27 protein-coding genes and 1 pseudogene are annotated in these 26,250 nt (G+C 28.9%); 22 read left to right on the top strand and 6 right to left on the bottom strand.

What is annotated here, in order from left to right:
* The first annotated feature begins 237 nt into the window (after window positions 1-237).
* The 12 genes from ACEXNK_RS11840 (at window position 238) to ACEXNK_RS11785 (ending at window position 14,159) form a co-directional block, all read left to right on the top strand.
* A complete protein-coding gene (locus ACEXNK_RS11840) occupies window positions 238-492 on the top strand; it encodes a hypothetical protein (protein ID WP_373598750.1) in 255 nt (84 codons plus the stop codon).
* Between the two features lie 902 nt (window positions 493-1,394).
* The gene (locus tag ACEXNK_RS11835; protein ID WP_373598749.1) at window positions 1,395-2,723 is read left to right on the top strand and encodes an APC family permease; all 1,329 of its coding nucleotides are present in this window, start codon (window positions 1,395-1,397) and stop codon (window positions 2,721-2,723) included.
* A 200-nt stretch (window positions 2,724-2,923) separates the two neighbouring features.
* Window positions 2,924-4,054 (top strand): radical SAM family heme chaperone HemW, encoded by a 1,131-nt coding sequence (gene hemW / locus ACEXNK_RS11830; protein WP_373598748.1) that lies wholly within the window; start codon window positions 2,924-2,926, stop codon window positions 4,052-4,054.
* A gap of 106 nt (window positions 4,055-4,160) precedes the next feature.
* Entirely contained in the window at window positions 4,161-5,180 is a 1,020-nt protein-coding gene (gene hrcA, locus ACEXNK_RS11825; protein WP_373598865.1) for a heat-inducible transcriptional repressor HrcA, read from the top strand.
* 15 nt (window positions 5,181-5,195) lie between these two features.
* Window positions 5,196-5,753: a nucleotide exchange factor GrpE gene (gene grpE / locus ACEXNK_RS11820; protein ID WP_373598747.1), complete on the top strand. Its 558-nt coding sequence runs from the start codon at window positions 5,196-5,198 to the stop codon at window positions 5,751-5,753.
* Window positions 5,754-5,822: 69 nt separating this feature from the next.
* On the top strand, window positions 5,823-7,658 hold the full coding sequence (dnaK, locus tag ACEXNK_RS11815) for a molecular chaperone DnaK (protein WP_373598746.1): 1,836 nt from the start codon (window positions 5,823-5,825) through the stop codon (window positions 7,656-7,658).
* Between the two features lie 104 nt (window positions 7,659-7,762).
* On the top strand, window positions 7,763-8,917 hold the full coding sequence (gene dnaJ, locus ACEXNK_RS11810) for a molecular chaperone DnaJ (protein WP_373598745.1): 1,155 nt from the start codon (window positions 7,763-7,765) through the stop codon (window positions 8,915-8,917).
* Between the two features lie 237 nt (window positions 8,918-9,154).
* Complete coding sequence (locus ACEXNK_RS11805) at window positions 9,155-9,646, top strand: hypothetical protein (RefSeq protein WP_373598744.1); 492 nt, start codon at window positions 9,155-9,157, stop codon at window positions 9,644-9,646.
* A gap of 215 nt (window positions 9,647-9,861) precedes the next feature.
* Window positions 9,862-10,569 (top strand): YjjG family noncanonical pyrimidine nucleotidase, encoded by a 708-nt coding sequence (locus tag ACEXNK_RS11800; RefSeq protein WP_373598743.1) that lies wholly within the window; start codon window positions 9,862-9,864, stop codon window positions 10,567-10,569.
* A gap of 137 nt (window positions 10,570-10,706) precedes the next feature.
* Window positions 10,707-11,414, top strand: a complete 708-nt coding sequence (locus ACEXNK_RS11795) for a YjjG family noncanonical pyrimidine nucleotidase (protein ID WP_373598742.1) — start codon at window positions 10,707-10,709, stop codon at window positions 11,412-11,414.
* Between the two features lie 164 nt (window positions 11,415-11,578).
* Complete coding sequence (locus ACEXNK_RS11790) at window positions 11,579-12,283, top strand: response regulator transcription factor (protein WP_373601604.1); 705 nt, start codon at window positions 11,579-11,581, stop codon at window positions 12,281-12,283.
* Window positions 12,270-14,159 carry a sensor histidine kinase gene (locus tag ACEXNK_RS11785; RefSeq protein WP_373598740.1) on the top strand — a complete coding sequence of 630 codons (1,890 nt, stop codon included), beginning with the start codon at window positions 12,270-12,272 and terminating at the stop codon, window positions 14,157-14,159. The genes ACEXNK_RS11790 and ACEXNK_RS11785 overlap by 14 nt, the downstream gene beginning before the upstream one ends.
* 54 nt (window positions 14,160-14,213) lie before the next feature.
* Here the strand turns inward: ACEXNK_RS11785 and ACEXNK_RS11780 are convergent, their stop codons facing one another.
* On the bottom strand, window positions 14,214-14,975 hold the full coding sequence (locus tag ACEXNK_RS11780) for a CPBP family intramembrane glutamic endopeptidase (protein WP_373598739.1): 762 nt from the start codon (window positions 14,973-14,975) through the stop codon (window positions 14,214-14,216).
* Window positions 14,976-14,987: 12 nt separating this feature from the next.
* Window positions 14,988-15,233: a hypothetical protein gene (locus ACEXNK_RS11775; RefSeq protein ID WP_373598738.1), complete on the bottom strand. Its 246-nt coding sequence runs from the start codon at window positions 15,231-15,233 to the stop codon at window positions 14,988-14,990.
* Between the two features lie 268 nt (window positions 15,234-15,501).
* Between ACEXNK_RS11775 and ACEXNK_RS11770 the strand changes: the two genes are divergently transcribed.
* The 4 genes from ACEXNK_RS11770 to ACEXNK_RS11755 all read left to right on the top strand — a co-directional run bounded on the left by ACEXNK_RS11770 (window position 15,502) and on the right by ACEXNK_RS11755 (window position 19,319).
* Window positions 15,502-15,936, top strand: coding sequence for a hypothetical protein (locus ACEXNK_RS11770; protein ID WP_373598737.1), 435 nt, complete (start codon window positions 15,502-15,504; stop codon window positions 15,934-15,936).
* 109 nt (window positions 15,937-16,045) lie between these two features.
* On the top strand, window positions 16,046-16,564 hold the full coding sequence (locus tag ACEXNK_RS11765) for a sigma-70 family RNA polymerase sigma factor (protein ID WP_373598736.1): 519 nt from the start codon (window positions 16,046-16,048) through the stop codon (window positions 16,562-16,564).
* Window positions 16,551-17,855: a hypothetical protein gene (locus ACEXNK_RS11760; protein WP_373598735.1), complete on the top strand. Its 1,305-nt coding sequence runs from the start codon at window positions 16,551-16,553 to the stop codon at window positions 17,853-17,855. The genes ACEXNK_RS11765 and ACEXNK_RS11760 overlap by 14 nt, the downstream gene beginning before the upstream one ends.
* A gap of 177 nt (window positions 17,856-18,032) precedes the next feature.
* Entirely contained in the window at window positions 18,033-19,319 is a 1,287-nt protein-coding gene (locus ACEXNK_RS11755; RefSeq protein ID WP_373598734.1) for a transcriptional regulator, read from the top strand.
* Window positions 19,320-19,401: 82 nt separating this feature from the next.
* On the opposite strand, the gene ACEXNK_RS11750 is transcribed toward ACEXNK_RS11755, so the two are convergent.
* The 3 genes from ACEXNK_RS11750 to ACEXNK_RS11740 are packed head-to-tail and all read right to left on the bottom strand — an operon-like array spanning window position 19,402 to window position 22,085.
* Window positions 19,402-20,715: an amidohydrolase gene (locus ACEXNK_RS11750; protein WP_373598733.1), complete on the bottom strand. Its 1,314-nt coding sequence runs from the start codon at window positions 20,713-20,715 to the stop codon at window positions 19,402-19,404.
* A gap of 29 nt (window positions 20,716-20,744) precedes the next feature.
* Window positions 20,745-21,215: a hypothetical protein gene (locus ACEXNK_RS11745; RefSeq protein ID WP_373598732.1), complete on the bottom strand. Its 471-nt coding sequence runs from the start codon at window positions 21,213-21,215 to the stop codon at window positions 20,745-20,747.
* Window positions 21,216-21,236: 21 nt separating this feature from the next.
* Entirely contained in the window at window positions 21,237-22,085 is an 849-nt protein-coding gene (locus tag ACEXNK_RS11740) for a DUF3100 domain-containing protein (RefSeq protein ID WP_373598731.1), read from the bottom strand.
* 337 nt (window positions 22,086-22,422) lie between these two features.
* On the opposite strand from ACEXNK_RS11740, the gene ACEXNK_RS11735 reads away from it, so the two are divergent.
* On the top strand, window positions 22,423-22,653 hold the full coding sequence (locus ACEXNK_RS11735) for a hypothetical protein (RefSeq protein WP_373598730.1): 231 nt from the start codon (window positions 22,423-22,425) through the stop codon (window positions 22,651-22,653).
* Window positions 22,654-22,775: 122 nt separating this feature from the next.
* Here ACEXNK_RS11735 and ACEXNK_RS11730 read toward each other — a convergent pair whose 3' ends face one another.
* Window positions 22,776-23,165, bottom strand: a complete 390-nt coding sequence (locus ACEXNK_RS11730; protein WP_373598729.1) for a DUF2500 domain-containing protein — start codon at window positions 23,163-23,165, stop codon at window positions 22,776-22,778.
* A 168-nt stretch (window positions 23,166-23,333) separates the two neighbouring features.
* On the opposite strand from ACEXNK_RS11730, the gene ACEXNK_RS11725 reads away from it, so the two are divergent.
* From ACEXNK_RS11725 to ACEXNK_RS11705, 5 genes and pseudogenes are all read left to right on the top strand, one after another.
* Window positions 23,334-23,864 carry a hypothetical protein gene (locus ACEXNK_RS11725; protein ID WP_373598728.1) on the top strand — a complete coding sequence of 177 codons (531 nt, stop codon included), beginning with the start codon at window positions 23,334-23,336 and terminating at the stop codon, window positions 23,862-23,864.
* A gap of 304 nt (window positions 23,865-24,168) precedes the next feature.
* Window positions 24,169-24,309: pseudogene (locus tag ACEXNK_RS11720) on the top strand (IS1595 family transposase); the annotation flags it as partial.
* A gap of 177 nt (window positions 24,310-24,486) precedes the next feature.
* The gene (locus ACEXNK_RS11715; RefSeq protein WP_283592757.1) at window positions 24,487-24,636 is read left to right on the top strand and encodes a hypothetical protein; all 150 of its coding nucleotides are present in this window, start codon (window positions 24,487-24,489) and stop codon (window positions 24,634-24,636) included.
* 242 nt (window positions 24,637-24,878) lie between these two features.
* Window positions 24,879-25,643, top strand: coding sequence for a collagenase (locus ACEXNK_RS11710; protein WP_373598727.1), 765 nt, complete (start codon window positions 24,879-24,881; stop codon window positions 25,641-25,643).
* Between the two features lie 61 nt (window positions 25,644-25,704).
* Window positions 25,705-26,211: a GNAT family N-acetyltransferase gene (locus ACEXNK_RS11705; RefSeq protein WP_373598726.1), complete on the top strand. Its 507-nt coding sequence runs from the start codon at window positions 25,705-25,707 to the stop codon at window positions 26,209-26,211.
* The last annotated feature ends 39 nt before the right edge of the window (window positions 26,212-26,250 follow it).

Here is a 26,250-nt window from a genome sequence, read left to right as displayed (position 1 = left end):
AGATATAGTTTCTAAAAATATGTTCTAACTTAATTGGTTTTAATTATTTTCTTATCATAAAATAGGAGAACTTTTTTAAAAAATATCAAGTTAGTTCTAAAATGAAGCGAAGAAGCAATGACACTTAATAATGAATGGGATGTGATTAGGATAAATATAAACAAACTATAGGGAAAAGTAATTTATGGGAATATCAAATGATATAATATAGAAAATATTACAAGAATGGAGAATTACATGGAAGAACTTATTTACGCAAGTGAAGAATTCAAGAAAAAGAATGGCTACACTAGAAAAAAACCATTAACAGCTGCTGAAAGGAAAGAAAATTACAAACAAAGAAACTCTAACTTAATAGATAGAATCAATAAACTATCTACAAATGAAGAAAAGAAAATATCCGTAGTAAAAAATACAGAAACTGTGATAAGTGAAAAACCTACCGTAGAGCAACTTAAAGCTCTAGTAAAAAGTATTCAAAATAATAAGTAATATAAGATTATAATGATATATTATATAGATAAAACGTTAAGTCTTAACAAATATTTATTTATATATGAAAACTTATACTAAAACATTCATAAATTAATAAAATATATATAGTATAATCAGAATAAAAATAAGCTTTAGTTTTTAATGTTAGGTTATGATTCTCGACAAGCCACTATCTTACAAATTGCCGTAGGTAATTTAAGTGGTGGTAATTGACTGTATTACGATTGGTGTAGGATATTTTATCCTACTTTTTTTATGCAACGAACGAAGTAGTTGGAGATATGAAGAAGTTTTGGTTAAAGTAAAGTAAATTTTTAATTCTTTTTAGTGCGTAAAAAAAGTAGAAATCTTATTTTGAAATTAGGTGTTTTTTAGGAAAATTTGGAGTTACAAATAACCTAATATAAGTAAACTTTTAAAGACGTTTTTATTGACTAACGAAATTGTAGAAGCTAAAATTTTTATTTTTTGTAAAGTTAGATTTTCTAATTACTTTAAAAATGAATATATATATTAGATAGTGAAAAAATAACAGTTAAATTATTAAATTTAGTAAACTAGCCATTTTATTCAAATATTAATATACAAATTAGAAATAAAAGTATATTAATTGAATATGTGTTAATTTTAGAAATAAAGATGTTATACATTCAAAAATGAAGAAACGTTTTCATAAAGAGTGCAATTTTAAAAATATAAAGAAAATTGTGCAAATTAATAATATTAAATAATGGCAGATAATTATGAAAAACTTAATTAAACTGCAAAATAAAGAGTAATTATAATTCTAACAGAAAAAAATTAATAAAAGTGTCGAAATCTATTGTTATTTAAGAAAAAATGTAGTAATATTCATATTGGACATTTTAATAACAAAAGATAAACATAGGAGGAAAACGATGAGTAACAAAGGACTTCAAAAGACTTTAGGACTTTCAGCAGCTCTTTCTACAGTTGTAGGTATGGTTATAGGGGCAGGAGTATTCTTCAAGCCACAAGCAATATACCAAGCAACAGGTGGAGCTCCAGGATTAGGTATGTTAGCATGGATTATAGCTGGTGTTATAACAATAGCAGCTGGACTTACAGCAGCTGAGGTTTCAGCAGCAATACCAAAAACTGGTGGAATGATGATATATATCAAAGAGATATATGGTGACAGATTAGGATTTTTAACAGGATGGATGCAAACGGTATTATTCTTCCCTGCTACTGCAGCTGCATTAGGTGTTATATTTGCACAACAAGCAGCTACATTAATAGGTCAAAGTGAAAACAATATGGCTGTTGTTTTACCAATAGCATTAGGAATCATATTATTCTTAGCTGTATTAAATACAGTAGGTTCAAAATTAGGTGGTACTATACAAACTGTTGCCACTATATGTAAATTAATACCATTAGGTGTTATAATGGTATTCGGATTCATAAACGGATCTGGTGATAACTCTATAACTACTCCGTTAGTAGCAGAGAATTTATCAGTAGGTACTGTTTTAGGACAAGTTTTAATAGCAGCATTATTCGCATATGACGGATGGATAAACGTTGGTGCTATAGCTGGGGAAATGAAAAACCCAGGTAAAGACTTACCAAAAGCTATAGTTGGTGGATTATCAATAGTTATGGCAGTTTATGTAGTAATAAACTTAGCTTACTTATGGGTTGTACCAGCTAACGAAATGGCACAAGTAAGTGCTCCAGCAGCATTAGTTGCTGAAAAGATGTTCGGAGCAGTTGGTGGTAAATTAGTTACTGCTGGTATATTAATATCTGTGTTCGGTGGATTAAACGGATACTTATTAACTGGACCAAGAATATCTTACGCTTTAGCTTGTGAAGGTACATTACCAGGAAGCAAAGCATTATCTAAGTTAAACAAAGGTGGAGTTCCAGCAAATGCTACATTCTTAATGGCAATACTTGCTTGTTTATATGCACTTTCTGGACAATTCAACTTATTAACTGACTTAACAATATTCATAATATGGGTATTCTACGTATTAACTTTCGTAGGTGTAATGAAGTTAAGAAAAGATCAACCAAACTTAGAGAGACCATACAGAGTGCCTCTATACCCAATAATACCATTAGTAGCAATAGCTGGTGGATTATTCGTTATAGTTAACCAATTAATGAGCAACACTGTAATAGCAGTTGGTGGATTAATAGTTACAGCTATAGGATTACCTGTATACTCAGTAATGACTAAGAAAAATAATAACTAATATATATATATGAAGAGATAGTGTTTAGGCACTATCTCTTTTTTACTCAAAATGCAAAGAGGTTGTATCTTATTAATAGGTATAACCTCTTTAATTATGTAACAGTATATATAATGAAATAATTGTTAAATTATAAGATTAGCATAGATATATTTTAAGGTATAATAATAACAATGATATTTTACATAAAAGGAGAAATTATGTTAGGACTATATATACATGTGCCGTTTTGTGCACAAAAATGTTTTTATTGCGATTTTAACTCTTACAAAATTAAGAGTAATGAAAAAGAAGACTATTTAATAAACATAGAAAGGGAGATGAAACTATATAAAAAACATTTTAAGGACAAGTGTTTTGATACTGTGTTCTTTGGTGGTGGAACTCCAAGTATATTAAAGCCAGAGGAATTAGAAAAGTTAGTTAAAAGCATGTATGAAAACTTCAATATAAAAGAAGATGCTGAAATAACTATAGAATGTAATCCAGGAACAATAAATAAAGAAAAGTTGATAGCCATGAAAAAAATGGGTATAAATAGATTGAGTATTGGACTTCAAGCTGTTCAAAATCATCATTTAAAATCAATAGGAAGAATACATACATATGAGGAATTTGAGAAAAACTATCATGATGCTATTGATGTAGGCTTTAAAAATATAAATATAGATTTAATGTATGCACTTCCAAATCAAAAGACTGAGGAATGGAAAGAAACATTAGATAAAATTATAGGCTTAAACCCATCACATATTTCGGCATATTCTCTTATATTGGAAGAGGGCACTAAATTATACGATATGTATGAAAGAAATGAATTTGAATTGCAAGATGAAGATACTGATATAGATATGTATGAATACACTATAAATACTTTAAAAGAAAATGGATATAATCAATATGAGATATCTAACTACTCAAAAGAAGGGCATGAATGTAAACATAATATTATCTATTGGAAATGTGATAATTATTTAGGACTAGGGCCTGGAGCTTCAGGATATATAGGTGATGTAAGATACTCAAATGTAGAAAGCTTAAATGAATACAATGAGCGTTTAAATAATAATGAAAAGCCTATAAATGAAGAAAATGAATTGAGTAAACAAGATAAGATTGAAGAGTTTATTTTCATGGGACTTAGAATGAATGAAGGTATAAACTTAGATATATTTAAGGAAAGATTTGAAATAGATTTTTGTGATCTATACAAAAATATTTTAGATAAATTAATTGATAGAAAACTTTTGAAAATAGAGAATTCCAACGTTTTATTAACTCAAAAGGGAAGAGAAATATCAAATAGTGTATTTATTGAATTTATAAATTAATTCAAAAGTGTTGACAAAGGAAATTTAAAGTGATATAAAATATATATAATCTTTTAGCACTCCAAATTGATGAGTGCTAACAAAGAAGAGGAGGCTTAAGGCTATGATGGAATTGAATGAAAGAAAACTAAATATCCTGAAAGCTATAGTTAAAGATTATATAGATACTGCAGAAGCTGTAGGATCTAGAACTCTTTCTAAAAAGTATGAGCTAGGAGTTAGCGCAGCAACTATAAGAAATGAGATGGCTGACTTAGAAGAATTAGGATATTTAATTCAACCTCATACCTCCTCAGGAAGAATTCCTTCAGAAAAAGGATATAAGCTTTATGTAGAGTCTTTAATGAATGAATGTGAGTTAAATGACATTGAAAAACATTTAATAGAGGAATCTATTACAAGTAATATGAATTATATGCAAGATTTAATACATGAAACATCTAAGTTGATATCAAGACTTACAAATTATACAACGATAGCTGTTACTAAAAATGCATTAAATCCTCAGCTTATAAAACATGTTCAGTTAGTTGGTTTAAATGAAAAAAGTGTAGTACTTATAGTAGTAACTGAAAAAGGTGAAATAAAAAATACTACATTATCGACTAATATGCAAATAGATCAATCTAAGCTTAATTTAATTTCTGATAATCTTACTAAAAAGCTTGTAGGAAAAAGTATAACTGAGATTGATGAAGAGTTTTTAAATTATATAAAATATGAAATAACGGAAAACTCTTTATTTATAGATAAGCTTATAGACGCACTAAACTTTGAGTTTGAAGAAAACGAAACGGCAATGTCGTTAAGTGGAGCAACTAATATATTCAACTTCCCAGAGTTTAGCGATGTGGTTAGAGCTAAAACATTTTTAACTATGTTAGAAGAAAAAGAAAATATATCTAACATGTTAAAATCAAAAGGAATTCAAAAAGAAAACCTAAATATAATTATCGGTAGTGATAATAAATGCGAGGTAGCTCAAGATTGTAGTGTTATTACTGCAACTTACAATATAGATAAAAATGTAGTAGGAAAGATAAGCTTGATTGGTCCAACTAGAATGGATTATGCGAAAGTTTACTCGATACTTAATTACATGGGACTACTACTAAACAAAAAATAGTTAGGGGTGTAAGTTTTGGAAAATAATAAGCAAGAAGAAATACAAGAAGAATTAAAAGATAATGCATCAGAGGAAGTAGTAGAAGAAACAATAGAAGAGGCTCAAGAAGAAGCAACTGAAGCTAAAGAAGCAACAGATGCTGATGAAAAAGATAGTAAGATAGAAGAGCTTACTGATACTCTACAAAGACTTCAAGCAGAATATGCAAACTATAGAAGAAGAACTCAACAAGAGAAAGAAACTATGGGTATATATGCTAATGAGAAGATATTAAATGAATTAATACCTGTTATGGATAACATGGAAAGAGCTTTAGATGCTTGTACTGATAAAGAAGATAACATGTACAAAGGTATTGACATGGTGCAAAAACAATTAAAAGCTACATTTGAAAAATTCGGACTAGAAGAAATAAATGCTGATGGTCAAGAATTTGATCCAAACCTACACTTAGCAGTTATGCAAGAAGCAGTAGATGGAGTAGAACCTAACCAAGTAGTTATGGTTTTACAAAAAGGTTATAAGCTAAATACTAAGGTATTAAGACCTACAATGGTTAAGGTATCTTGCTAATATAAATTTTTAAAATCAAGATTGAATTAATATCAATATTATATATAGAAAATCAAGGAGGATATTAAAATGGGAAAAATAATAGGAATTGACTTAGGAACAACTAACTCTTGTGTTGCAGTATTAGAAGGTGGAGAACCTCAAATAATAGCAAACTCAGAAGGTATGAGAACTACTCCATCAGTAGTTGCTTTTACTAAAGATGGAGAAAGAATAGTAGGAGAGCCTGCAAAAAGACAAGCAGTTACTAATGCAGATAGAACAATAATATCAATAAAAACTCACATGGGAACTGATTACAAAGTTAACATAGATGGAAAAGATTATAGTCCACAAGAAATATCAGCTATAACATTACAAAAATTAAAAGCTGATGCTGAAAGCTACTTAGGGCAACCTGTAACTGAAGCTGTTATAACAGTTCCAGCATACTTCACAGATGCTCAAAGACAAGCAACTAAAGATGCAGGTAGAATAGCAGGACTTGATGTTAAGAGAATAATAAACGAGCCAACTGCTGCTGCACTTGCTTACGGTATGGATAAATTAGACCAAGAAAAGAAAATATTAGTATTTGACTTAGGTGGAGGAACTTTTGACGTATCTGTTCTTGAAATAGGAGATGGAACTTTCGAAGTTTTAGCTACTGCTGGTAACAACAGATTAGGTGGAGACGACTTTGACCAAGTTATAATAGACTACTTAGCTGAAGAATTCAAAAAAGCTGAGGGTGTTGATTTAAGAAATGATAAAATGGCTCTTCAAAGATTAAAAGAAGCTGCTGAGAAAGCTAAGAAAGAATTATCTTCAACAATGAGTACTAACATAAACTTACCTTTCATAACAGCTACTGCTGAAGGACCAAAGCATATGAATATAGATTTATCAAGAGCTAAGTTTGATGAGTTAACTGCTCACTTAGTAGAAAAAACTATGGAACCAACAAGAAGAGCATTACAAGATGCTGGACTTTCAACTTCTGATATAGATGATGTATTATTAGTTGGTGGATCTACAAGAATACCAGCTGTTCAAGAAGCTGTTAAGAAATTCATAGGAAAAGAGCCTCACAAAGGTATAAACCCAGATGAGTGTGTTGCTGCTGGTGCTGCTATACAAGCTGGTGTTTTAGCTGGAGATGTTAAAGACTTATTATTACTTGATGTTACTCCATTATCATTAGGAATAGAAACTATGGGTAACGTAATGACTAAGATAATAGAAAGAAATACTACTATACCAACTAAGAAATCTCAAGTATTCTCAACTGCTGCAGATAACCAAACTGCTGTTGATATACATGTTCTTCAAGGTGAAAGAAGTATGTCTTACGACAACACTACTTTAGGTAGATTCCAATTAACTGATATACCACCAGCTCCAAGAGGAATACCTCAAATAGAAGTTACTTTCGATATAGATGCTAACGGTATAGTTCATGTTACTGCTAAAGATTTAGGAACTGGAAAAGAGCAAAAAGTTACTATAACTTCAGGAACTAACTTAAGTGAAGAAGAAATACAAGCAAAAGTTAAAGAAGCTGAAATGAACGCTGAAGCTGATAAAGAGAAAAAAGAGAAAATAGAAGCTGTTAACCAAACAGAAGCTACTATATATCAAATGGAAAAAACTTTAAGTGAAGCTGGAGATAAAGTAGATGCAGCTGCTAAGAGTGAAGTTGAAGCTGAAATAGCTAAATTAAAAGAGTTAAAAGATAAAGAAGGAGTTAAAGCTGAGGAATTAAAGAAAGCATTAGAAGAATTAAATAACAAATTCCACAAAATAGCTGAGCAAATGTACCAACAAGCAGGAGCTCAAGGTGAAGCTGCTGAAGCTCAAGAAGAAACTAACCAAGATGACAATGTAGTAGATGCTGATTTCAGAGAAGTAGATGAGCAAAAATAGTATTTAAAAAAGATTGTTACTTGTATATAATAAATATATAAAATTAATAATAGCTTGTAGTAATCTACAAGCTATTGTTATGTATTAGAAGGTGGTGGCAAGAAGTGGCTAAAAGAGACTATTATGAGGTGCTAGGTGTTGATAAAGGCGCTGATGCACAAGCATTAAAAAAAGCATACAGAAAACTTGCAATGAAGTATCATCCAGATAGAAACCCGGATGATAAAGAAGCTGAAGCAAAGTTTAAAGAAATAAACGAAGCATATGAAGTATTATCAGATGAAACAAAGAGAGCTAACTATGATCAATTCGGACATGAAGGTGTAAACGGAGGATTCGGTGGCCAAGGTGGATTCGGTGGTTTCGGCGGTGGAGCTGGCGGATTCGAAGATATATTTGGTGATATATTCGGAGATATGTTCGGTGGAGGCTTCGGCGGTGGTTCAAGACCTAGAAGAAGAGGACCTGAACGTGGAGCTGATATAAAACAATCAGTTACTATAACTTTTGAGGAAGCTGCATTTGGAGTTAATAAGTCTGTTAAGATAAATAGAACAGAGGAATGTAGTGAGTGTCATGGAAGTGGTGCTAAACCAGGAACTTCTAAGAAGACTTGTCCTACATGTAATGGTTCAGGAGAGGTTAGAACTGCTCAAAGAACTCCATTTGGTAATATAATGAGCTCAAGAGTATGTTCTACATGTAACGGAGAAGGAGAAGTATTTGAGTCTCCTTGTGAAAAGTGTCATGGTTCTGGTAAGATTAGAAAAACTAAGACTATAGAAGTTGATATACCAGCAGGTATAGATGATGGACAAATAATCAAGTTAAGTGGTCAAGGTGATTTAGGTACTAAGGGTGGACCAAGAGGAGATTTATATATTGTTGTTAATGTTAAGTCTCATCCATTATTTACTAGAGATGGATTTGATGTTTACTTTGAGTTACCTATAACTTTTGTTCAGGCAACACTTGGTGATGAGATAGAGGTTCCAACATTAGATGGTAAGGTTATGTATACTGTACCAGCTGGAACTCAAACAGGTACTGTGTTTAGATTAAGAGAAAAAGGTATATCTAAGATGAGAGGAAATTCTAGAGGTGACCAATATGTTAAGGTTACTGTTGAGGTTCCTAAGAAGTTAAATGATAAGCAAAAAGATCTGTTAAAGCAATTTGCTGAATCTTGTGGAGATGAGGTTCACGAGAAAAAGAAAACTTTTGGACAAAAAATAGAAGATTTCTTCAAAGGAAAATAGGATAAACGAGGCTGTCTTTGAGGGGGCGCTCAGGGATGGTGTATAGGTTTTGCTCCATACAAGCTGGAAAGATGCTTGTAAATGTCGCGGCAACCTATACACCAACCCTTCGCTAAGCTCATAAGACAGTCTCTTTTTTGTGGGGAAAAATTGACATTTTTCAATTTATTAATGAACAATTTACACTTGTTAGACATATTATATACTACTCTAAATATGCTATGAGGTGGTGTATGAATGGAGAAGTTCAATTTTATTATAGAGGGTAAGCATATAACTTGCGAAGAGGATTTACATGAGTTTATTTTAGATAAGATAAATGCAGGTCATGGGGATATTATAGTGGATGAGGTAATAGATGAAGATGATTATAGAGGGCGTAAGAAGAAAAAGAAGGTAGAGTGTAAGCCACAAGGCCCTAATCCTGTTTGTCTTAAGTTGATGTTTCCTTATAAGGTAGAGGTTATGTGTGGTTGTAAGCAGATGATTTTTGGTATATTGGTAGATGCTCATGGTCATCCTATAAAAAGTCCTATAGTTGAGTTTGAGTTGTCTGATTATGGGTTGGGTAATCTTAGTTTTAGTCCAGCTCTTAGTTTTGGAGATGGGTGCTTTTGTACTACTTTTATAGGTGAAAGACCTGGTTGTGGGTATATTAAAATGTGGTGTAAGGGTACTGATTTGGAAAAAATTATACCAGTAGAAATAAAGTCCGATTGCGGATGTTAGTAGATACTTGGGGTGTGTTGGGGCGCTCAAGGTGTGTGTGTAAGTTTTGCTCCATACAAGCGATGAAGCTGCTTGTAAATGTCGCTACAACTTACACACACACCTTTCGCTAAAATACACCCCAAGTGTTTTTTTTGTGGGGAGAGATAGAAGAGCGGGGAAATGCATGTTATTTTATATCGAAATATAGTACTATAGTATAAAGGGGTGAGCAGATGAAAAAGTATAAGTATTTAATATTCGACTTAGATGATACCTTGTTAGATTTTAAGGATACGGAGATAAAGGCATTGGAGTTGCTTTTTAGTAAGTATGATATTCCTTTTGAGAAGGATTCTGTTGAGAAGTATAGAGCTATTAATAGAAGGTTTTGGTGTGATTTAGAGAAGGGGCTTGTTACTAAAGAGGAAGTTTTATGTAACAGATTTGAGGAGTTTTTCAAGATTTACGGATATGATATAAAAGGTAGAGTTGTTGAGGATGATTACCGTAAGTATTTAAATGAAGGGCATAAGAAGTTGCCAAATGCAACTGAGCTTTTAGAGTATTTAAAGGATAATGATTATAAGATTTTAGCAGGTACTAATGGTTTAGGGGAAACTCAGAGAAGAAGACTTAAGGATTCAGGTTTAATAGGTTTGTTTGATGATTTATTTATATCTGAAGAGATGGGATTTGAGAAACCTAATGTTAATTTCTATAAGATTATTTTTGATAAGTATGATGATATAACGAAGGCAAATGCTTTGATGATAGGTGATAGTTTAACTTCTGATATACAGGGAGCGTGTAATTTTGGTATAGATTCTGTATGGTTTAATCCTTTAGGGAAAGAGGCTAGTACTGTTAAGCCAACTTATGAGATAAGTGAGTTAATGGAGCTATTATCTATAGTTAATAAAGAAGCTAGTGTTAATGCGTAGGATTTAAAATTTTAAGGTGAAAAATTATATAAATAAGTGATATATAGAGGCTTTCTAGTTAATGGAAGTCTCTTTTTGATGATATAAATATGTTATTTTAAAAGCAAATAGAGTATTATATTAAATGAGGTGAAAGTATGAGACATTATAAAAACTTAATTTTCGATTTAGATGATACTTTACTGGATTTTCAAGATAATGAGAGAAATTCTTTAGAGGTTATTTTTAATAAGTATGGTATTCCTTTTGAGGAAAAGACGATTAATGAGTATAAGACTATTAATAGAGGGTTTTGGAGCAAGATAGAAAAGGGACTTATAGATAAAGAAGAAGCTTTGAGTAAGAGGTTTGAGGACTTTTTTGCTTTATATGGTTATGATATTGATGGGAAAGAAGTTGAAAGAGACTATCAAGATTGTTTAACTAGAGGTCATAAGATTCTTCCTATGTCTATGGAAGTTTTAAAAGAGCTTAGAGATAGAGGTTATAAGATATTTGCTGGGACTAATGGCGTTGGAAGAACTCAACATCAAAGACTTAAGGATTCTAAGATGGGTGAGCTTTTTGATGATGTGTTTATTTCTGAGGAGATGGGCGTTGAGAAACCAAATATTGAGTTTTTTAAGATTATATTTGATAAATATGATTTTTTAAGTAAAGAAGATACTCTTATGATAGGAGATAATTTAGCTTCGGATATTAAGGGTGCTAATAATTTTGGGATTGATTGTGTGTGGTTTAATCCTATGGGAAAAGATCGTAATGGAGTAGCAGTTACTTATGAGATAAAAGAATTAGTGGAGCTTTTAGAAATTTTAAAGAAAGAAGCTTTAGTTACAGCTTAAGGAGTACCGTTTTGGTACTCCTTTATTTTTTGTAATATAAATCTTAAGAAAATCTTAATAAAGTAGTTACTAAATCGTAAAAAAATTAATCCATAATTTAACATATAGGCTAAGGGATTTGTTAAAAGAAATATAGTACAATGGTATAATATGGAAGTGAGGTGATGGAAATGTTTAAAGGGAATGTATTATTAGTTGATGATGATATAGATATAGTAAATTCTATGGAAATACATCTAAGAAATGAAGGTTTAAATGTATATAAGGCTTATGATGGAATTGAGGCTATGGAAGTTTTGATAGAAAAAGATGTTCATATTATATTGATGGACATAATGATGCCAAGATTAGATGGATTAAGTGCTACGTTAAAAATAAGAGAAGAAAAGAATATACCAATAATATTAGTATCTGCAAAGTCTCAAGATACTGATAAGATAATAGGGCTTAATATGGGTGCTGATGATTATATAACTAAACCATTTAACCCATTAGAATTAGTAGCTAGAGTTAAATCTAATTTGAGAAGATATGTAAACCTTGGGAATTACAAAAATGAAGACCAAGATGTATTAAGACATAAAGAGTTAGTTTTAAATAATGTGAGTAAGGAAGTTACTGTAGATGGAGAGTTAGTTAAGTTAACACCTATAGAATATAAAATACTTAAACTATTATTAAAAAACCAAGGAAGAGTATTTTCATCAAGGCAGTTATATGAAAATGTTTGGGAAGAGCCAGGATATAACTGTGATAGAACTGTGGCAGTACATATAAGAAGAATAAGAGAAAAGATAGAAATAAACCCTAAAGAGCCTAAATATATAAAAGTAGTATGGGGAGTGGGATATAAAATTGAAAAAGAATAAGAATATAATAGCTTTACTTATATGTTTTTGTATAAGTATAATAACGTATAATATAGATGATCTAAAATACTATATAGACAATTTTTCTAGTAACTTTTATAAAAGCTATGAGTTAGATTTTTACTTATATGAAGCAGCGAAAAACTCTGTCTATACAGTAGTTGGAGATAATGCAAGTGAAAAAATATTAAAGCATAAAAAAGAAAGCACAAAGATATTAAATGAAGATAAATTAGCTAATATATTTGTTATAAATAATGATAGCAAGCAGATATATTCAAATCAAGGTAATAAGGATTTAGAGGAATATATGAAGAAGGTACAAGACTATCCATATATTCTTGAAATGAATTTTAAAAATGATTCTATGTATTTGCTACAAGATAATAAAAAAATACAATATGAAACTAAGAGTTTTGGAAATATAGCACTTACTAAAAAAGAGAACGTAACTACATATATTGCAATTCCAGATAAAGATGTTATAAGTAAAAGACAAGAAAATAGTAATGATAAGTTGTATATAAGATATAAGCAATATGTAGGGTATAAAAAAGAAGCTATATTATTTATAGGGTCTACGATATTAGCAGGGATAGTTTTAATAGCTATGGGAATTATGTACATGATAAAAAGTAAGAAAAATATAAAAAATAATATTTCTATTTATAACAGTTTATCTATAATAGGTGTAGTAATTATATCTATTGTAAGTCCATATAATCATGATCCAAATATTTTCTATATACTTATAAATACAATTGCAACATTTTTTATATGTTTCTATAGTATGGATTTAATAAAATACATTATAAATAATAATTTAGAACTTAAAGAAAATAAGCTAGTAGTAAAGTATGCAGTTATTTTTATAAGTATAATAGGTATTCAAATTATACTTTCATTTGCAGGCATGCTTATGAATGATAATTTTAGATATATGTCTTCAAGTATGCTTGTTATGAGATTGGCTATTCCTATACTTATGAATGTAGTATTATTTTATTTTATATTAAGGAAAATAAACAAGATGCAACATATACAAAAAGGAATACATGAAATTAGAAAAGGTAATTTAAATTATAAAGTAGATATACCTAATGATGAGTTTTTTAAAGATATGGTAGAAGATGTAAATGAAATAGGCGAGTCTATAAATAATGCAGTGGAAGATAGATTAAAAAGTGAGAGATTAAAAACCGAGTTAATTACAAATGTATCACATGACTTGAAAACTCCACTTACTGCCATAATAAATTATATAAGTCTAATGAAAAAGGAAGATATAAAGCCAGAGCATGTTAAAGACTATGTGAAAGTTTTAGATGCTAGATCTAATAGATTAAAGGTCTTAATTGATGATTTATTTGAAGCTTCTAAGATAAGTAGTAATAATATAGAATTAAAATTAGAAAAAACTGATATAAATCAACTACTAACTCAAAGTATAGTAGAAATGGATAATTTAATAGAAAGTGCCAACTTAGACTTTGTAGTAAATACACCTAATGAAGAAATCTATGTTATGTTAGATGGAGATAAAACTTGGAGAGTATTTGAAAATCTTATATCTAATATAGTTAAATATTCGTTAGAAGCAACAAGAGTATATATAGATATTATAAAAACTGATAATAAAGTTAATATTACTATGAAAAATATATCTAATCATCCGCTAAACTTTGATGCAAATGAAATAATAGAAAAGTGTAAGCGAGGAGATATATCGAGAAATACTGAAGGATCAGGGCTTGGACTTTCTATAGCAAAAGGATTTGTTGAGGCACAAGGTGGAACATTAAATATAGAGATAATAGGAGATATGTTCATAATAAATATAGATTTTGATACAATAGATTCAAATATAGAAATTTAGCAAAGTTTAAGGAGTACCGTTTTGGTACTCCTTGTTTTGTTTTAAAATATTTTATTATTCATATAGTACATGTTCATATTTCTTTGATAACTTTAAAAGTGAGAACACTAAACATCCTAGACCTATTACAAATATTACGTATCCGAAAATTGGACTAATAGCTGTTAACTTAGGAACTATTAATAATCCCATACAGTTAAATACTATATGTAAAATAATGCATCCCCATAGTGAATTAAAGTACATATAAGCTAAGGCTAAAACTATACCAAGTATAAATGTGTATATTCCTTGAACAAGATTACCATGTGCTAGTCCAAATACTAATGCTTGTAAAATAACTGCAAATACTATGTTGTTATGCTCCTTTAAATATCCAAACATAACTCTTCTAAATACTATTTCTTCACATATAGGAATTAATATTATTGTTATAAGTAACTGTAATATAGAATTACTTGCAGTTTTTATTTGCTCTTGTGTATCCATATAGCTTGGAATAAATTTAGTTAATATTCCAGTTAAAGTTAATAAAAGAACACTTAAACCGATTCCTAATAAAGCAATATATACTATATTTTTAAAATCTACTTTATTGAAAATCTCTTTACTTAACAACTGCTTATCATAAACAGAGTATATAAAGTGTAGTAAAATAAGTGAAACTACATCCCCTATAAAAACTAATGTATATAAATATTTACTTATTTCATCAGGATTAACAATTGCTCCCATAAAAGTAACAAAACCTACTATAATCTGGTTTAGAATAAGTACCCCTAGACATAGTCCTATTGATTTGAAAAAATTCTTCATAAATACCTCCTATTAAACCATGTGGTTCATGATTAAATAATATGAAAAAGCAAAATATCCTATTGCTAAAATTAAGCCTACTATACTTAATCCTAAACCTATTTTATAGGCCTTACATTTGTCTTCTTTTAATCTTTTTAATGATATAGCTATTCCAAAACCACTAACTATCATTCCGATTAGTGGAATTATCCATGCTACTAAACTTATTATTCCTAGTACCATAGGTTTTCTAGATTTTCTTACTTCAGTTTCCATAATAAAACCCCCGTTCTTAAAGTAATATTTAAAATAGACTTAATCTATTGATTATATTAAGACACTATAAACCGTTAAAATCAATAAAAGTGGACTAAGATAGTTAATTTACGCACTAAAATAAAGAATTTCTAATATTTCGAAAAATAAATTATTTCAGTCCATTTTTTAGACATTTTAATCCAAAAACAGTATTTTTATGGAATTATGTGGTATTATCAATTCTATTAAAACACTAATACAACCAGAGGGTGGTGAATTTAAAAACATGAAATTAGAATTAATTTCATATAAAGCCATAGGGATATTAGAGTTAGGGATGGAGAATGAAGAGATAGTAAAGGCTTTAAGTATTAAACCTATAACATTTAAGAAAAGTGAAAATGAATGTGTAGATGATTTTGAAGTTATGCATGTATACTATGAGGGTAGTAAAGCTGTAGGATTTGAATTTTTTCCTCCAATAGAAATTATATTTAAAGGAATAAATTTAAGTACATGTAAAATATCTCAAGTTACACAAGTATTTTTACAATTAGATGAGAATTTAAAAATAGATAAATATGGCTTTATATCATATAAATATGGATTTGCAATCTATGGAAAAGAAGAGTATGTTGACTCTGTGTTTGTATTTAAAGAAGGATATTATTCGACTTATATTAACGTAACAAAATTAAAAGCAAATATATACGAAGGTTGATTTATAATTTAAGGAGTACCGTTTTGGTACTCCTTGTTTTGATATTAAAAATAAAAAATTATAACTTTTTATAACTTTCATAAGTCTAATATATGAGAGGAGGTTTAGTATGGAGATTAAGTTAGTAAAAAAAGCTGTAAAAGGAGATTTTGAAGCTTATAGTATTTTAGTAAACAATTTAAAAAATGATGGATATAAAATAGCGTACACAATACTAAGAGAAGAACAAAGTAGTATAGATGCATATTTACAAGCTGTTGAAAAAGGGTTAAAGGGAATAAAAAATTTGAAAGAACCTAAGTATTTTAAAACTTGGTTTTTAAGAATTGTTATAAATGAAGCTAAAAACATATTATCGAAACAAAGTAAAACTATATCTATAGATGAAATAAAAGATACTCAAAAACCTTTAGTAGATAATGATAGCAAATTGGATTTGGAAATGGCTTTAAAAAATATAGATAAAGAAACTAGAGAAATGATTAGATTAAAGTTTTACATGGGATATAAATTAGAGGAAATTTCAAAACTTTTGGATATACCAATAGGAACGGTTAAAGGAAAAATGTACACCGCACTAAAAAATATTAAAAAAGATTTGGAGGTTGTAGAGTATGAAGATAGATGATAAAGATATAGATAAATTATTGGAAAACTTTTCAGGTGAAGATATAGATATTCCTAAGAATTTAGATGAAAAATTAAATGAAAAACTATCTCAAATTAAGCCTAAGAAAAATCATAAACTTTTAAAAATAGCCTCTATATCAATAATTATTTTAATAGGAACTTATTCATTAGTACCTTCTTTTAGAAGCTTTGCAAATGATGTTTTTAAATATATATTTGGAGATATAGGAATTGAAAATGCAGTAAATAATGATTATAAAAATTCAAATAATCAAATTTTAAAAATAGAAAATTATGATATAGAAGTTGAGAATATTTATGTAGACGATTTGAGAATAACTTTTGATGCAATTATAAAAGAAAATAAAACTAGTGATAAAAAAGAAGAAGACGAGGTAAGTTATAGCTTATTTGTAGATACAAATGCACTTAAAAAAGACTATAATACAGATGATATTTCAATAACTAATAACTTTGAAAAAACTGATGAAGGTGATAATAAGATAAATGTACAGATTATAGGAGAAGGTGTAAGTAATATATTATCTAAAGATAAAAATAATATTAAATTAAAATTGGAGCTAAGTAAAAATAGTATAGGCGAAGAAAATGAGGTTATAGGAAGTGAATATATAAATATAGAAAATCCTAATATAGTAAATAAGTCAAAAGTTATACAAATTAATAAATTAATAGAAAAAGATAATTTGAAATTAAGTATAGATAAATTGGATATATCACCTACAATGATGTTTCTTTATAGCAGTGGAGAAATAAAGGATGTTGGGGATATACAGGGATTTTATGATTTTAAAATAGTATCTAGTAATAATAAAGTGTATAAAGAGAATTTAAGCTTATCAGGTAAAGGGGATAAGAATGAGTATAAACAAACTATAGTACCATCTGTTTATTATGATAAAAGTAATAGTTTTAGACTTATAGCTGATGGAGTTTTAGTAAGACCTAAGTATAAGGATATAAAAATAAGTTTAGAGGATAGTTATCCTAAAAAGATAGAGTACTTTGGAAGTACCATGTATATAGAGGATGTAAAATATGAGGATGGTAAATTAAAAGTATATATAAGGGATAATGATAGTGTATATGGGCAATCAGTTTGTTTATTAGATGGGAAAAATGATATAGGTGGCGGAATGAGTGAATATGAAGGTAAATATAGAATTCACAATTTTGATTTTGAGGTTGAGAAAAAAGATAGTTATGTATTTTCACTTCAAATGATTATGAAACAAAAGTTACCTATAGATATAAAGGTAGATATGTAAAGTTTTAAGGAGTACCGTTTTGGTACTCCTTGCTTTGATTATAAATAATAAATTGTATTATTTATTTGAAATAGTATAATATTTATAGTATAAAATATTTTGAAAATAAATATAGATTAGGGGCAATTAAATTAATAGTAAAAGCATTTTAACATGGGTGTTAGTAGGAGGTAGCAGTTGAAGATTGGGATTATAGGACCGTTAGATTCGGGATTAAAGATAAAAAACTATTTAGAAGAAATACAAGATAATATTGAAGCTAAATTGTACATAGGCGAAAGAGTAATAGATACTATAGAATTAATATCAAGTTGTGAAGAAGAATGTGATGCAATAATATTTACAGGCTGTGGAGTAGCAGTTGCTGTTAAAGAAAAATATGATGTGAAAAAAGTAAACTCATTTGTATCTAGAGGTGGTACAAGTATATTAAAAGCCTTTAATGCAGTAAGAGATGCAAATTTAAGTTTAAATAGAATGAGCATAGATGTAGTTGAAAAAGAAATCTTAGATGATATTTTAAAAGAACTAGAAATGAACTCTAATGAAGTATTTTCTCTTCCTTTTTCAAACGAAATAGATGAAATGGAATATGCAAAATGGCATATTGATTTATATACAAACAATAAAATAGATGTGATACTTACTGGATTTGGAGGAGTGTATAAAAAGCTAAAAGAAGAAGGTTATCCAGTATTTAGATTAGAAGCAACTAGACCACAAATAAAGGTTTGTTATGAAAAAATAAAAGAAAAATACGAGCTAGATAAAGCTAAAAGTTATCAAATAGCAGTAGAAATTATAAAGCTAGAAGATTGTAAAGGCTGCAACGAAAGCTATTATAGTAATATGCTAAAAAAGACAGACATGGACAAACTTATAATTGAATATGTTAAAAGTATTCAAGGATCATTATTCAACTTTGGTAGAGATGAATACATTGTATTTGCACATAAAGGGGCAGTAGAAAGTGAAGCTAATTACTCAAGATTATATAAGCTACAAAAGGATATAAAATCAATGGGAATATCTTTTAAAGTAGGAATTGGAGTAGGACATACTGCATATGAAGGAGAAGCAAATGCATATAAAGCTATTTCAAAGACTTTAAAATCTAATGAATTTGAAATATATGTGGTTGATGAAGATAATATAATAAAAGGACCGTTAGGACTTGGAAATGAAATAAGTTATTCATTAGTATCTTCAGATAAAAAAATTATAGATATATCACAAAAGACTGGATTAAGCTGTGAATCTGTAGCAAAGATAATAGCTATTAGTAATTTAAGAGGAAGTTATGTATATGACAGTAAAGAACTAGCAGATCACTTAGACTTAAGTGAAAGAAGTGCAAGACGTATACTTAAAAAAATAACAGAAGCTGAACTAGGACGAGTGTATGCAAAAGAAACAAGTCAAGGTGGAGGAAGACCTAAAAACTTAATTGAAATATTATTTTAGAAAAGAAAATTGGCATCTCATTAACCAAATGAGATGCCACACTTTTATCAAAATCTATTATTATAGAACAATAGCACAGTAATTATATAGTTCTATCGTATTTAGCTAAGAACTCTAAATACTCATCCTTTGTCATAACTGGAGTAAAGCTATCTAATATAGAGTTAGCTTCTTTAGCATTATCAAATAATAAATCTATAACAGTCATAGCCATTGATTTTGCAGGAACTATGTAAGCTAAATCTTCATCAATTATTTCGTACTCTCTAGTATGAAGAGCACCTTTTATACCACCTATCATAGGGTGAAGAGTAGGCATTAAGTGAGATATATCACCAAAGTCAAATGAACCTGTGAAATCTCCACCATCAACTATTTTCTCAGCTTCTACACCTAATGAAACAAGGTTATTACTAAATAAATTATCCATATCTCTATAACGAAGTATTGGTAAATAACCTGGTATTTCAGTTAAAACAACCTCTGCACCAACAGCAGTTCCACCAGCTATTAAAGCTCTATTTATTCTTTCACTAGCATCTATCATACCTTCTATAGTTCTAGCTCTTACATAAGACTCCATTTGAACATCAGCAGGAACAACATTTACTATATCTCCAGCTTTAGTTAAAATTGGATGGAATCTAACTCTTTCACTTTCCTTGAAAGTTTCTCTTAAAGCATTAACATTATTTATAGCAAGCATTGCTGCATTTAAAGCATTTATACCATCATATGGAGCAGAACCTGCATGAGCTTCTTTACCTATGAATTGAACTTTTTTACCTATAAATCCATTACTCTCAGGACCTACTAATGCTTTGTTTTCACCCATATCTAAAGAGTGGAACATCATAGACATATCTACATCATCAAAATAACCTCTTTTAACAAGCTCTTGCTTTCCGCCAAAGTAAGTTATTTCACCATTGTTTTTTAAAGATTGTCTGTATTCTAATTCTATAAATTCTTCAGCTGGAGTAGCCATGAAAGATATTTTTCCATCAAGAGAATCTAGTACACCACTTTTTACTAAACCAACTGCAGCACCTAACATACCAGCTATTTGTATATTATGACCACAAGTATGAGAAGCACCTATGTCATTAGAATCTTTATGCTCTTTACAAGATATACCGTCTAATTCACCTAAGATAGATATATGAGGTCCTTTTTTATCATTATTAACAACAGCCTTACAACCTGTAACAGCTATGTTTTTTTCAACTTCTAATCCTAATTCATCTGTGAAAAAGTTTGCCACAGCTTCAGTAGTTTTGTATTCTTTGTATCCGTACTCTGGAGTTTCGTATATTCCACGACCTACTTCTATTATTTTATCTCTATTATCATCTATTGCTTTTATAACTAATTCTTTTAATTGTTGTTTGTTCATTAGTAAATCCTCCTAAAATTTATGAAAAATTATATAACTCCTTGTAACTTTAAAACTACGTGTCCTATAGTTGCACAAGCAAAGAATATTGTTGTGAATACTACTAAAGATATAACAACTATCTTCCAAGACATTTTCTTTAAATCTTCTATTTTATTACCAACCGATATACCAGCAAATGCTAGTAGTGGAGTAGTAATTGCCATAAAGTTTATATTTGCAACTTGCTCATTAAAAACATCAGATACTGGATTTCCAGGTATACTAAGTAATAAACCTATTATTGTTGCAAATCCGAATGCAGGAAATATTGATTTTGGAAATAAATCCTTTAACATCATAGCAGCCATAGCTGCAGCTATCATTATTAACATACCGGGAAGGGCAGTTATTATTGATGTTCCCTTACTTATATATTGACCTATTAAAATCATTGCACCAACTATTAACATAACTACAAGTTGGTATGAACTTCTTTTTAAATTTATATTAGCAAACATTATTTATACACCTCTCTTAAACTAAGCAGCTTTTTTATTTGATTTAGATGATCTTCTTCCTAATTTAGGTTCTAGTATGTTATATAACTTATTCGTAAATGGAAGAGTTATAAATACTAAGAAGATTAATCCTGTTAAACTAGACATCATGTTACTTGTAGCACCATATGAAAGTATAGTGTCAACCATAGCAGGGTCAGCTGCTATTTCTGGAACTTTCGTAAGTGCAGCAGATGCAGCAGTCATCATACTACCACTTCCAACTCCAGTTGCCATTCCTAGAGCATATGGATGAAGTCCAGTATATATTGAAACTGAACCTAGTATTGAGAAATATATTGTTCCAAGGACTGTTCCCATTAAGTAAGTACCTAAAACTCCACTTCCTTCTGGAGAGTTTATACCGTATTTTTCAGATATAACACCTAAAGAAGTTTCACGACTTATACTAGAACAAGAACCAATAGCTTCTCTTTTGAATCCAAATAATATAGCTAGAGGTAATGCTACTATTGGAGCTAGTATGTGACCAAATTCTTGAGCTAAGAAAGCAGGTCCTGCTTGTATTATTTTTTCAAGGTTAGGTCCAACAGTAGAACCATATTTTATACCAAGTAAAACTAGTGCGATTCCAACAACTTCACCAGCTATATTAATTTCTTTTTCACCTATAGTTTCTTTTAATGCTTTTATTTTTTTACCTAATAAATCTGGGGTAATTATAATACCTACTATAACTGCGTATAACATTGGGAATAACACTAAAGATACAGGACCTATATTAACTGTATACTCACCAATGAATTCACATGTAACAACTATAAGAAAAGCAGTTGTCATTAATTTGATTAAATTTTTGCTATTTTCCATAAAGCCTCCCTAAAATATATCCCTAAAGGGTAATCGTTTTCTTGAAAGATAAATAAAAAAGAAATATTTATCTTTTTATTTAGGACATGTCATTAATATGTCCTAAATTTAGGATAATTTAAATTGAGAAAATTGTCAACAAAAAAAGAAAGAAATGATTAAAAACGTTTTTTGTGGGTATAGCGATATGTAGTTAGGCAGTAAAAATATTATTAATTAGTGAAATGAATATATTATAATATAGTGCTACAATATAGATATATTAACAATTTTTTTACTTAAAATTAAAGGTATGTGGGGGATACAAGGTTAAGTAATTTAAATAGGGGGGATTTTTATGAGTGGGAAGTTTATTTCAAATTTAGCTTTGGGAATTGCGGTTTTTTCAATAGGATTAATAGGTTTAAGGTCGTTTAATATAGTTGATATACCGTTAATGGTTATAAATTTGTTGTTTGTAATTTTACTTAGTATTATGACTTGGATAAATTATAAGAATAATAGAAAATTTCAAATGTATGTTGGAATTGTACTTATGGTAGCTTTTGTTATAGCTGTTGTTTTGTAGAGATTTAGCGAAGTCTAGGCGAATAGGTGCTATATAAGTTTTGCTCCATACAAGCTAAAGATCAAGCTTGTAAATGTCGCTGCAACTTATATAGCACCTATTCGCTGTTTGTTTTATTAGATTTAAATACTTCTGTTAAACTCTAAGTATCTAGTTCCTTGGAATTTTAAAGTTCCTATATCACCTTCAACGAGCATGCCGTATTCTTTTCCTGAAACACTAAATTCCATTCTATCCTTACTTTCAAATTCAAAAGTAACATAATAACTGGTAGAGCTACTTCCATGATGATGCATTCCATTTGCATCAGTATGCCCAGAGTGCCTTGTAACTTCAGTTCTTTTAGAAACAACTCTACATTTTACATCTAATACAGGCTGTTTATTATTATAAGACCATTGATTAACCCCTTTGATAGCAGCGATTATAAAGCTACTTATAACAATAAAAAATATTATAAAAAACATTATTGAAAACAAGTCAAATGTTGGATCACCATAATACATATCCATATTAGCCCCTCCTTGTTATCTTTATATATTCAAACTATGATTTATAATAAGTGTAAGTGATAGATTTATACATTTGGTTACAAATGGGATACAGTAAGGATTTCGATAAGACACACATGGATATTTATGGTATATTAAGAATAATTATTTAATGGGGGTGTGAATACTATGCAAATACTAACACTAAGCCAAGCTATAATAAAAGTAGCTGAATTAGAAAAAATATATAGAACAAAACTACATCAAGTATCTGATGTTCAGAGTACAACAGTTTCATATATATTAGAAGCTGATGGTCAAAAGTATCAGTGTAATGATGAGTTTGATTTTGAAAAAGAATTTAAAGAAACATTAGATTTAGCTAATAATATAGAAAAATTAAGAACTGAAATTGCTAAGTTAAATAATATAACTAAGATAGATATAGAGGGTAAAAATCTAACTATACAAGGTGGATTAAATAGATTAAAAAAATTAAGAGAGCAAGTAGATATAATTGAGATGATAATAGATCAATCAAAGTCATCTAAGCAAAGAAAAGTTGATGCAGCTGCAACTTCTGTATACTACAAAGTTACTGAAGCAAACTTTGATAAATCAGAGATGAAGACTCTACTTGAGAATACAAATGAAGAAATATTAGAGTTAGAATTAGCTATTAATAAAGCTAATAATGAAACTGTTATTACTTTAGCCTAGTGCTAGTAATATATATAAGCATAATTGAAAATTATTTTGGAAATTAAAATTAGAGGATTTTAGATTAAATACAAATTACAACTTACAAATTACAATTTAAAAAAGTCATAAGACTATTATTACAATTTAAGGTTACAATTTTAAGTTCAAATATATTGGATATAAGTATATATATTAAAAAATCAATTATGCTAAAAAACAAGGAGTACCGTTTTGGTACTCCTTGTTTGATATAAAGGAAATTATATTAAATTTAGGCTCTGTTAGCTATCTTCGTGATTAATTATATCTAAAATAGGTTATAATAGCTTGGTTTAAGTTTTTGCAACTAAGCAAAAAGAATAAAAAGAGTGATAGAATCAAAGACATGTTAGTAGATGTAGCCACTAAAGGTACCTATGTAACTAGAGCTACTATTAGAAATAGATTTATTGAATTAACTTAAAATAAGGAACTATACTCCAAATTGATGAGACTATTTTAAAATTGGAAAATAATTGAATATAGTATATAGTATAATCAAGTTCGCAATTGTTATATAATGCGAAGTATAAATACTTCTGATAACATATAGATAAATAGGAATTTGTAGTGGAGATTATTTATACAATAGGAGGTCATAATGAAATTTATTAAAGAACATACAAAAGAAATATATTTTATAGCGGCTGTCTTGATGTTTATAGTTGCGTTTATGCAAAAAAGTACAATTTGGGCAATTTTAGGTTGTGCAAATGTAGTTTTTGGAATAAATTACGGTAAGAAATCTTAAATAGTTTTTGAATACTGACTATTAATATATTACGCACTAAATGTATCAAATTATATAAATAACCACACTTTAGCTTTAAATCCATTGAAAATACTAAAGTGTGGTTGTTTTTTTACTATGATTATCACGAAGTAAGCTAACATAGCCTAAATTTAATATTTTTTAATGAATATGCCTACTAATCTGATAATAATATACTATATATAGTGGAGGATATTTTGTGAAAGGAGCTTAAATGCTAAATGTTGAGAGGAAAAATAAAACAAGTATTTGCATTTGAAAGTATACATGAAGCAGAAAAATACAAAAGTGATATAGAGAATATTTCAATCAAAATAGAAGAGTATCTTAAAGTGTTAGAAAAAGAATATAATTTAATAGATTATCCAAAGGCAATAGTATGGACTAATAATGAATTAGCAACGACAGTTTTTTCTAATGTTCCAATACCAGCCTTTACAAATGAAAGATTCATATGTATTTCACCTGAAATATTTACATGGAAAACTATATATAGAGATATACATAAGGATGTACCTAACGAGAAGGTAGTTAATTATCATAACAATATAACAACGAGTTTGATACTACAGTTATTAGGACATGAGTTCACTCATCATCTGGATCTTTTTTTAGATGATTTTAATGAGGATGATATGGAGAATGGAATATGGTTTGAAGAAGGTATGTGTGAATATCTTAGCAGGAAGTATTTATTAAGTTATGATGAGTTTGAATATATTTCTCAAGTTGAGTGGGATTATATTATGTATTACAAAAATATTTTTAAGGATAATTCAATAGAAGATTTTGGGACAGAAAGTTATTCTAATGAAATGAGAAAAATTATGTATGATTATTATATTAGCTTTCATACTGTGAAAAAAATAGTTGAAGTAGTAGGAGAAGGAAATCCCAAAACAGTTTTTAAATTATATAAGAATTGGGATGAAGAGGGAAGGAAATCAACGCTTAGTGAGTATTTTAATATTGATATATTTAAGTAAAATTCTCAATATAATATAGCTATGGAATTGATAAATATAAATTTATTAGGGGTATGATATTTTGAATATTAATATTAAGGAGATTAATGACTCTTTATTTTTACATACTACAAAAATGATTACAGAATTAATGAATTACCATAGAAAATTAAATAATGCACCAAAAGAGTATTGGCAGACGGATGAACAATCTGTAGAAACTTTAAATGAATGGAAAAAACAAGGATCAGTATATAATATTTTCTCAGATGATAAACCTGTGGGATTCTTCTATATAAGGCTTGGGGGGCAAAATGTAGCTTGGCTAGAAGATTTATTTATACTTGAAGAATATAGAAGTAATGGTATTGGAAAACTTGCAATGCAAAAACTAGATAAACTTATGATTGATAGAGGAGTTGTATCAACGTTTGTTGATGTGATACCTAGAAACACAAGTGCTATGAAATTATATAAAGAATGTGGTTTTGATCACTTAAATATAATTCAGTTGAGAAAAAATTATGACGAGAGATTAAATAAAAAAGATGATGTAGAAATATTAGGGTTTAATTTTAAAAAATATTAAATTAAGAACAGCACAGTTGATGAGAGTAGCACTAAATAA

The sequence above is a fragment of the Paraclostridium bifermentans genome, from assembly GCF_964259345.1.
GTDB lineage: Bacteria > Bacillota > Clostridia > Peptostreptococcales > Peptostreptococcaceae > Paraclostridium > Paraclostridium bifermentans_B.
The sequence above is the reverse complement of the archived record's forward strand: the minus strand, read 5'-3'. Positions and strand labels throughout refer to the sequence as shown.

Excerpts from the sequence above, each read along its gene's own strand:
- ACEXNK_RS11840 (WP_373598750.1), top strand. The coding sequence starts at position 238 with ATGGAAGAACTTATTTACGCAAGTGAAGAATTCAAGAAAAAGAATGGC.
- ACEXNK_RS11835 (WP_373598749.1), top strand. The coding sequence starts at position 1,395 with ATGAGTAACAAAGGACTTCAAAAGACTTTAGGACTTTCAGCAGCTCTT.
- hemW (WP_373598748.1), top strand. The coding sequence starts at position 2,924 with ATGTTAGGACTATATATACATGTGCCGTTTTGTGCACAAAAATGTTTT.
- hrcA (WP_373598865.1), top strand. The coding sequence starts at position 4,161 with ATGGAATTGAATGAAAGAAAACTAAATATCCTGAAAGCTATAGTTAAA.
- dnaK (WP_373598746.1), top strand. The coding sequence starts at position 5,823 with ATGGGAAAAATAATAGGAATTGACTTAGGAACAACTAACTCTTGTGTT.
- ACEXNK_RS11805 (WP_373598744.1), top strand. The coding sequence starts at position 9,155 with ATGGAGAAGTTCAATTTTATTATAGAGGGTAAGCATATAACTTGCGAA.
- ACEXNK_RS11800 (WP_373598743.1), top strand. The coding sequence starts at position 9,862 with ATGAAAAAGTATAAGTATTTAATATTCGACTTAGATGATACCTTGTTA.
- ACEXNK_RS11795 (WP_373598742.1), top strand. The coding sequence starts at position 10,707 with ATGAGACATTATAAAAACTTAATTTTCGATTTAGATGATACTTTACTG.
- ACEXNK_RS11790 (WP_373601604.1), top strand. The coding sequence starts at position 11,579 with ATGGAAATGTTTAAAGGGAATGTATTATTAGTTGATGATGATATAGAT.
- ACEXNK_RS11780 (WP_373598739.1), bottom strand. The coding sequence starts at position 14,975 with ATGAAGAATTTTTTCAAATCAATAGGACTATGTCTAGGGGTACTTATT.
- ACEXNK_RS11775 (WP_373598738.1), bottom strand. The coding sequence starts at position 15,233 with ATGGAAACTGAAGTAAGAAAATCTAGAAAACCTATGGTACTAGGAATA.
- ACEXNK_RS11770 (WP_373598737.1), top strand. The coding sequence starts at position 15,502 with ATGAAATTAGAATTAATTTCATATAAAGCCATAGGGATATTAGAGTTA.
- ACEXNK_RS11765 (WP_373598736.1), top strand. The coding sequence starts at position 16,046 with ATGGAGATTAAGTTAGTAAAAAAAGCTGTAAAAGGAGATTTTGAAGCT.
- ACEXNK_RS11760 (WP_373598735.1), top strand. The coding sequence starts at position 16,551 with ATGAAGATAGATGATAAAGATATAGATAAATTATTGGAAAACTTTTCA.
- ACEXNK_RS11750 (WP_373598733.1), bottom strand. The coding sequence starts at position 20,715 with ATGAACAAACAACAATTAAAAGAATTAGTTATAAAAGCAATAGATGAT.
- ACEXNK_RS11745 (WP_373598732.1), bottom strand. The coding sequence starts at position 21,215 with ATGTTTGCTAATATAAATTTAAAAAGAAGTTCATACCAACTTGTAGTT.
- ACEXNK_RS11740 (WP_373598731.1), bottom strand. The coding sequence starts at position 22,085 with ATGGAAAATAGCAAAAATTTAATCAAATTAATGACAACTGCTTTTCTT.
- ACEXNK_RS11735 (WP_373598730.1), top strand. The coding sequence starts at position 22,423 with ATGAGTGGGAAGTTTATTTCAAATTTAGCTTTGGGAATTGCGGTTTTT.
- ACEXNK_RS11730 (WP_373598729.1), bottom strand. The coding sequence starts at position 23,165 with ATGGATATGTATTATGGTGATCCAACATTTGACTTGTTTTCAATAATG.
- ACEXNK_RS11725 (WP_373598728.1), top strand. The coding sequence starts at position 23,334 with ATGCAAATACTAACACTAAGCCAAGCTATAATAAAAGTAGCTGAATTA.
- ACEXNK_RS11715 (WP_283592757.1), top strand. The coding sequence starts at position 24,487 with ATGAAATTTATTAAAGAACATACAAAAGAAATATATTTTATAGCGGCT.
- ACEXNK_RS11710 (WP_373598727.1), top strand. The coding sequence starts at position 24,879 with ATGTTGAGAGGAAAAATAAAACAAGTATTTGCATTTGAAAGTATACAT.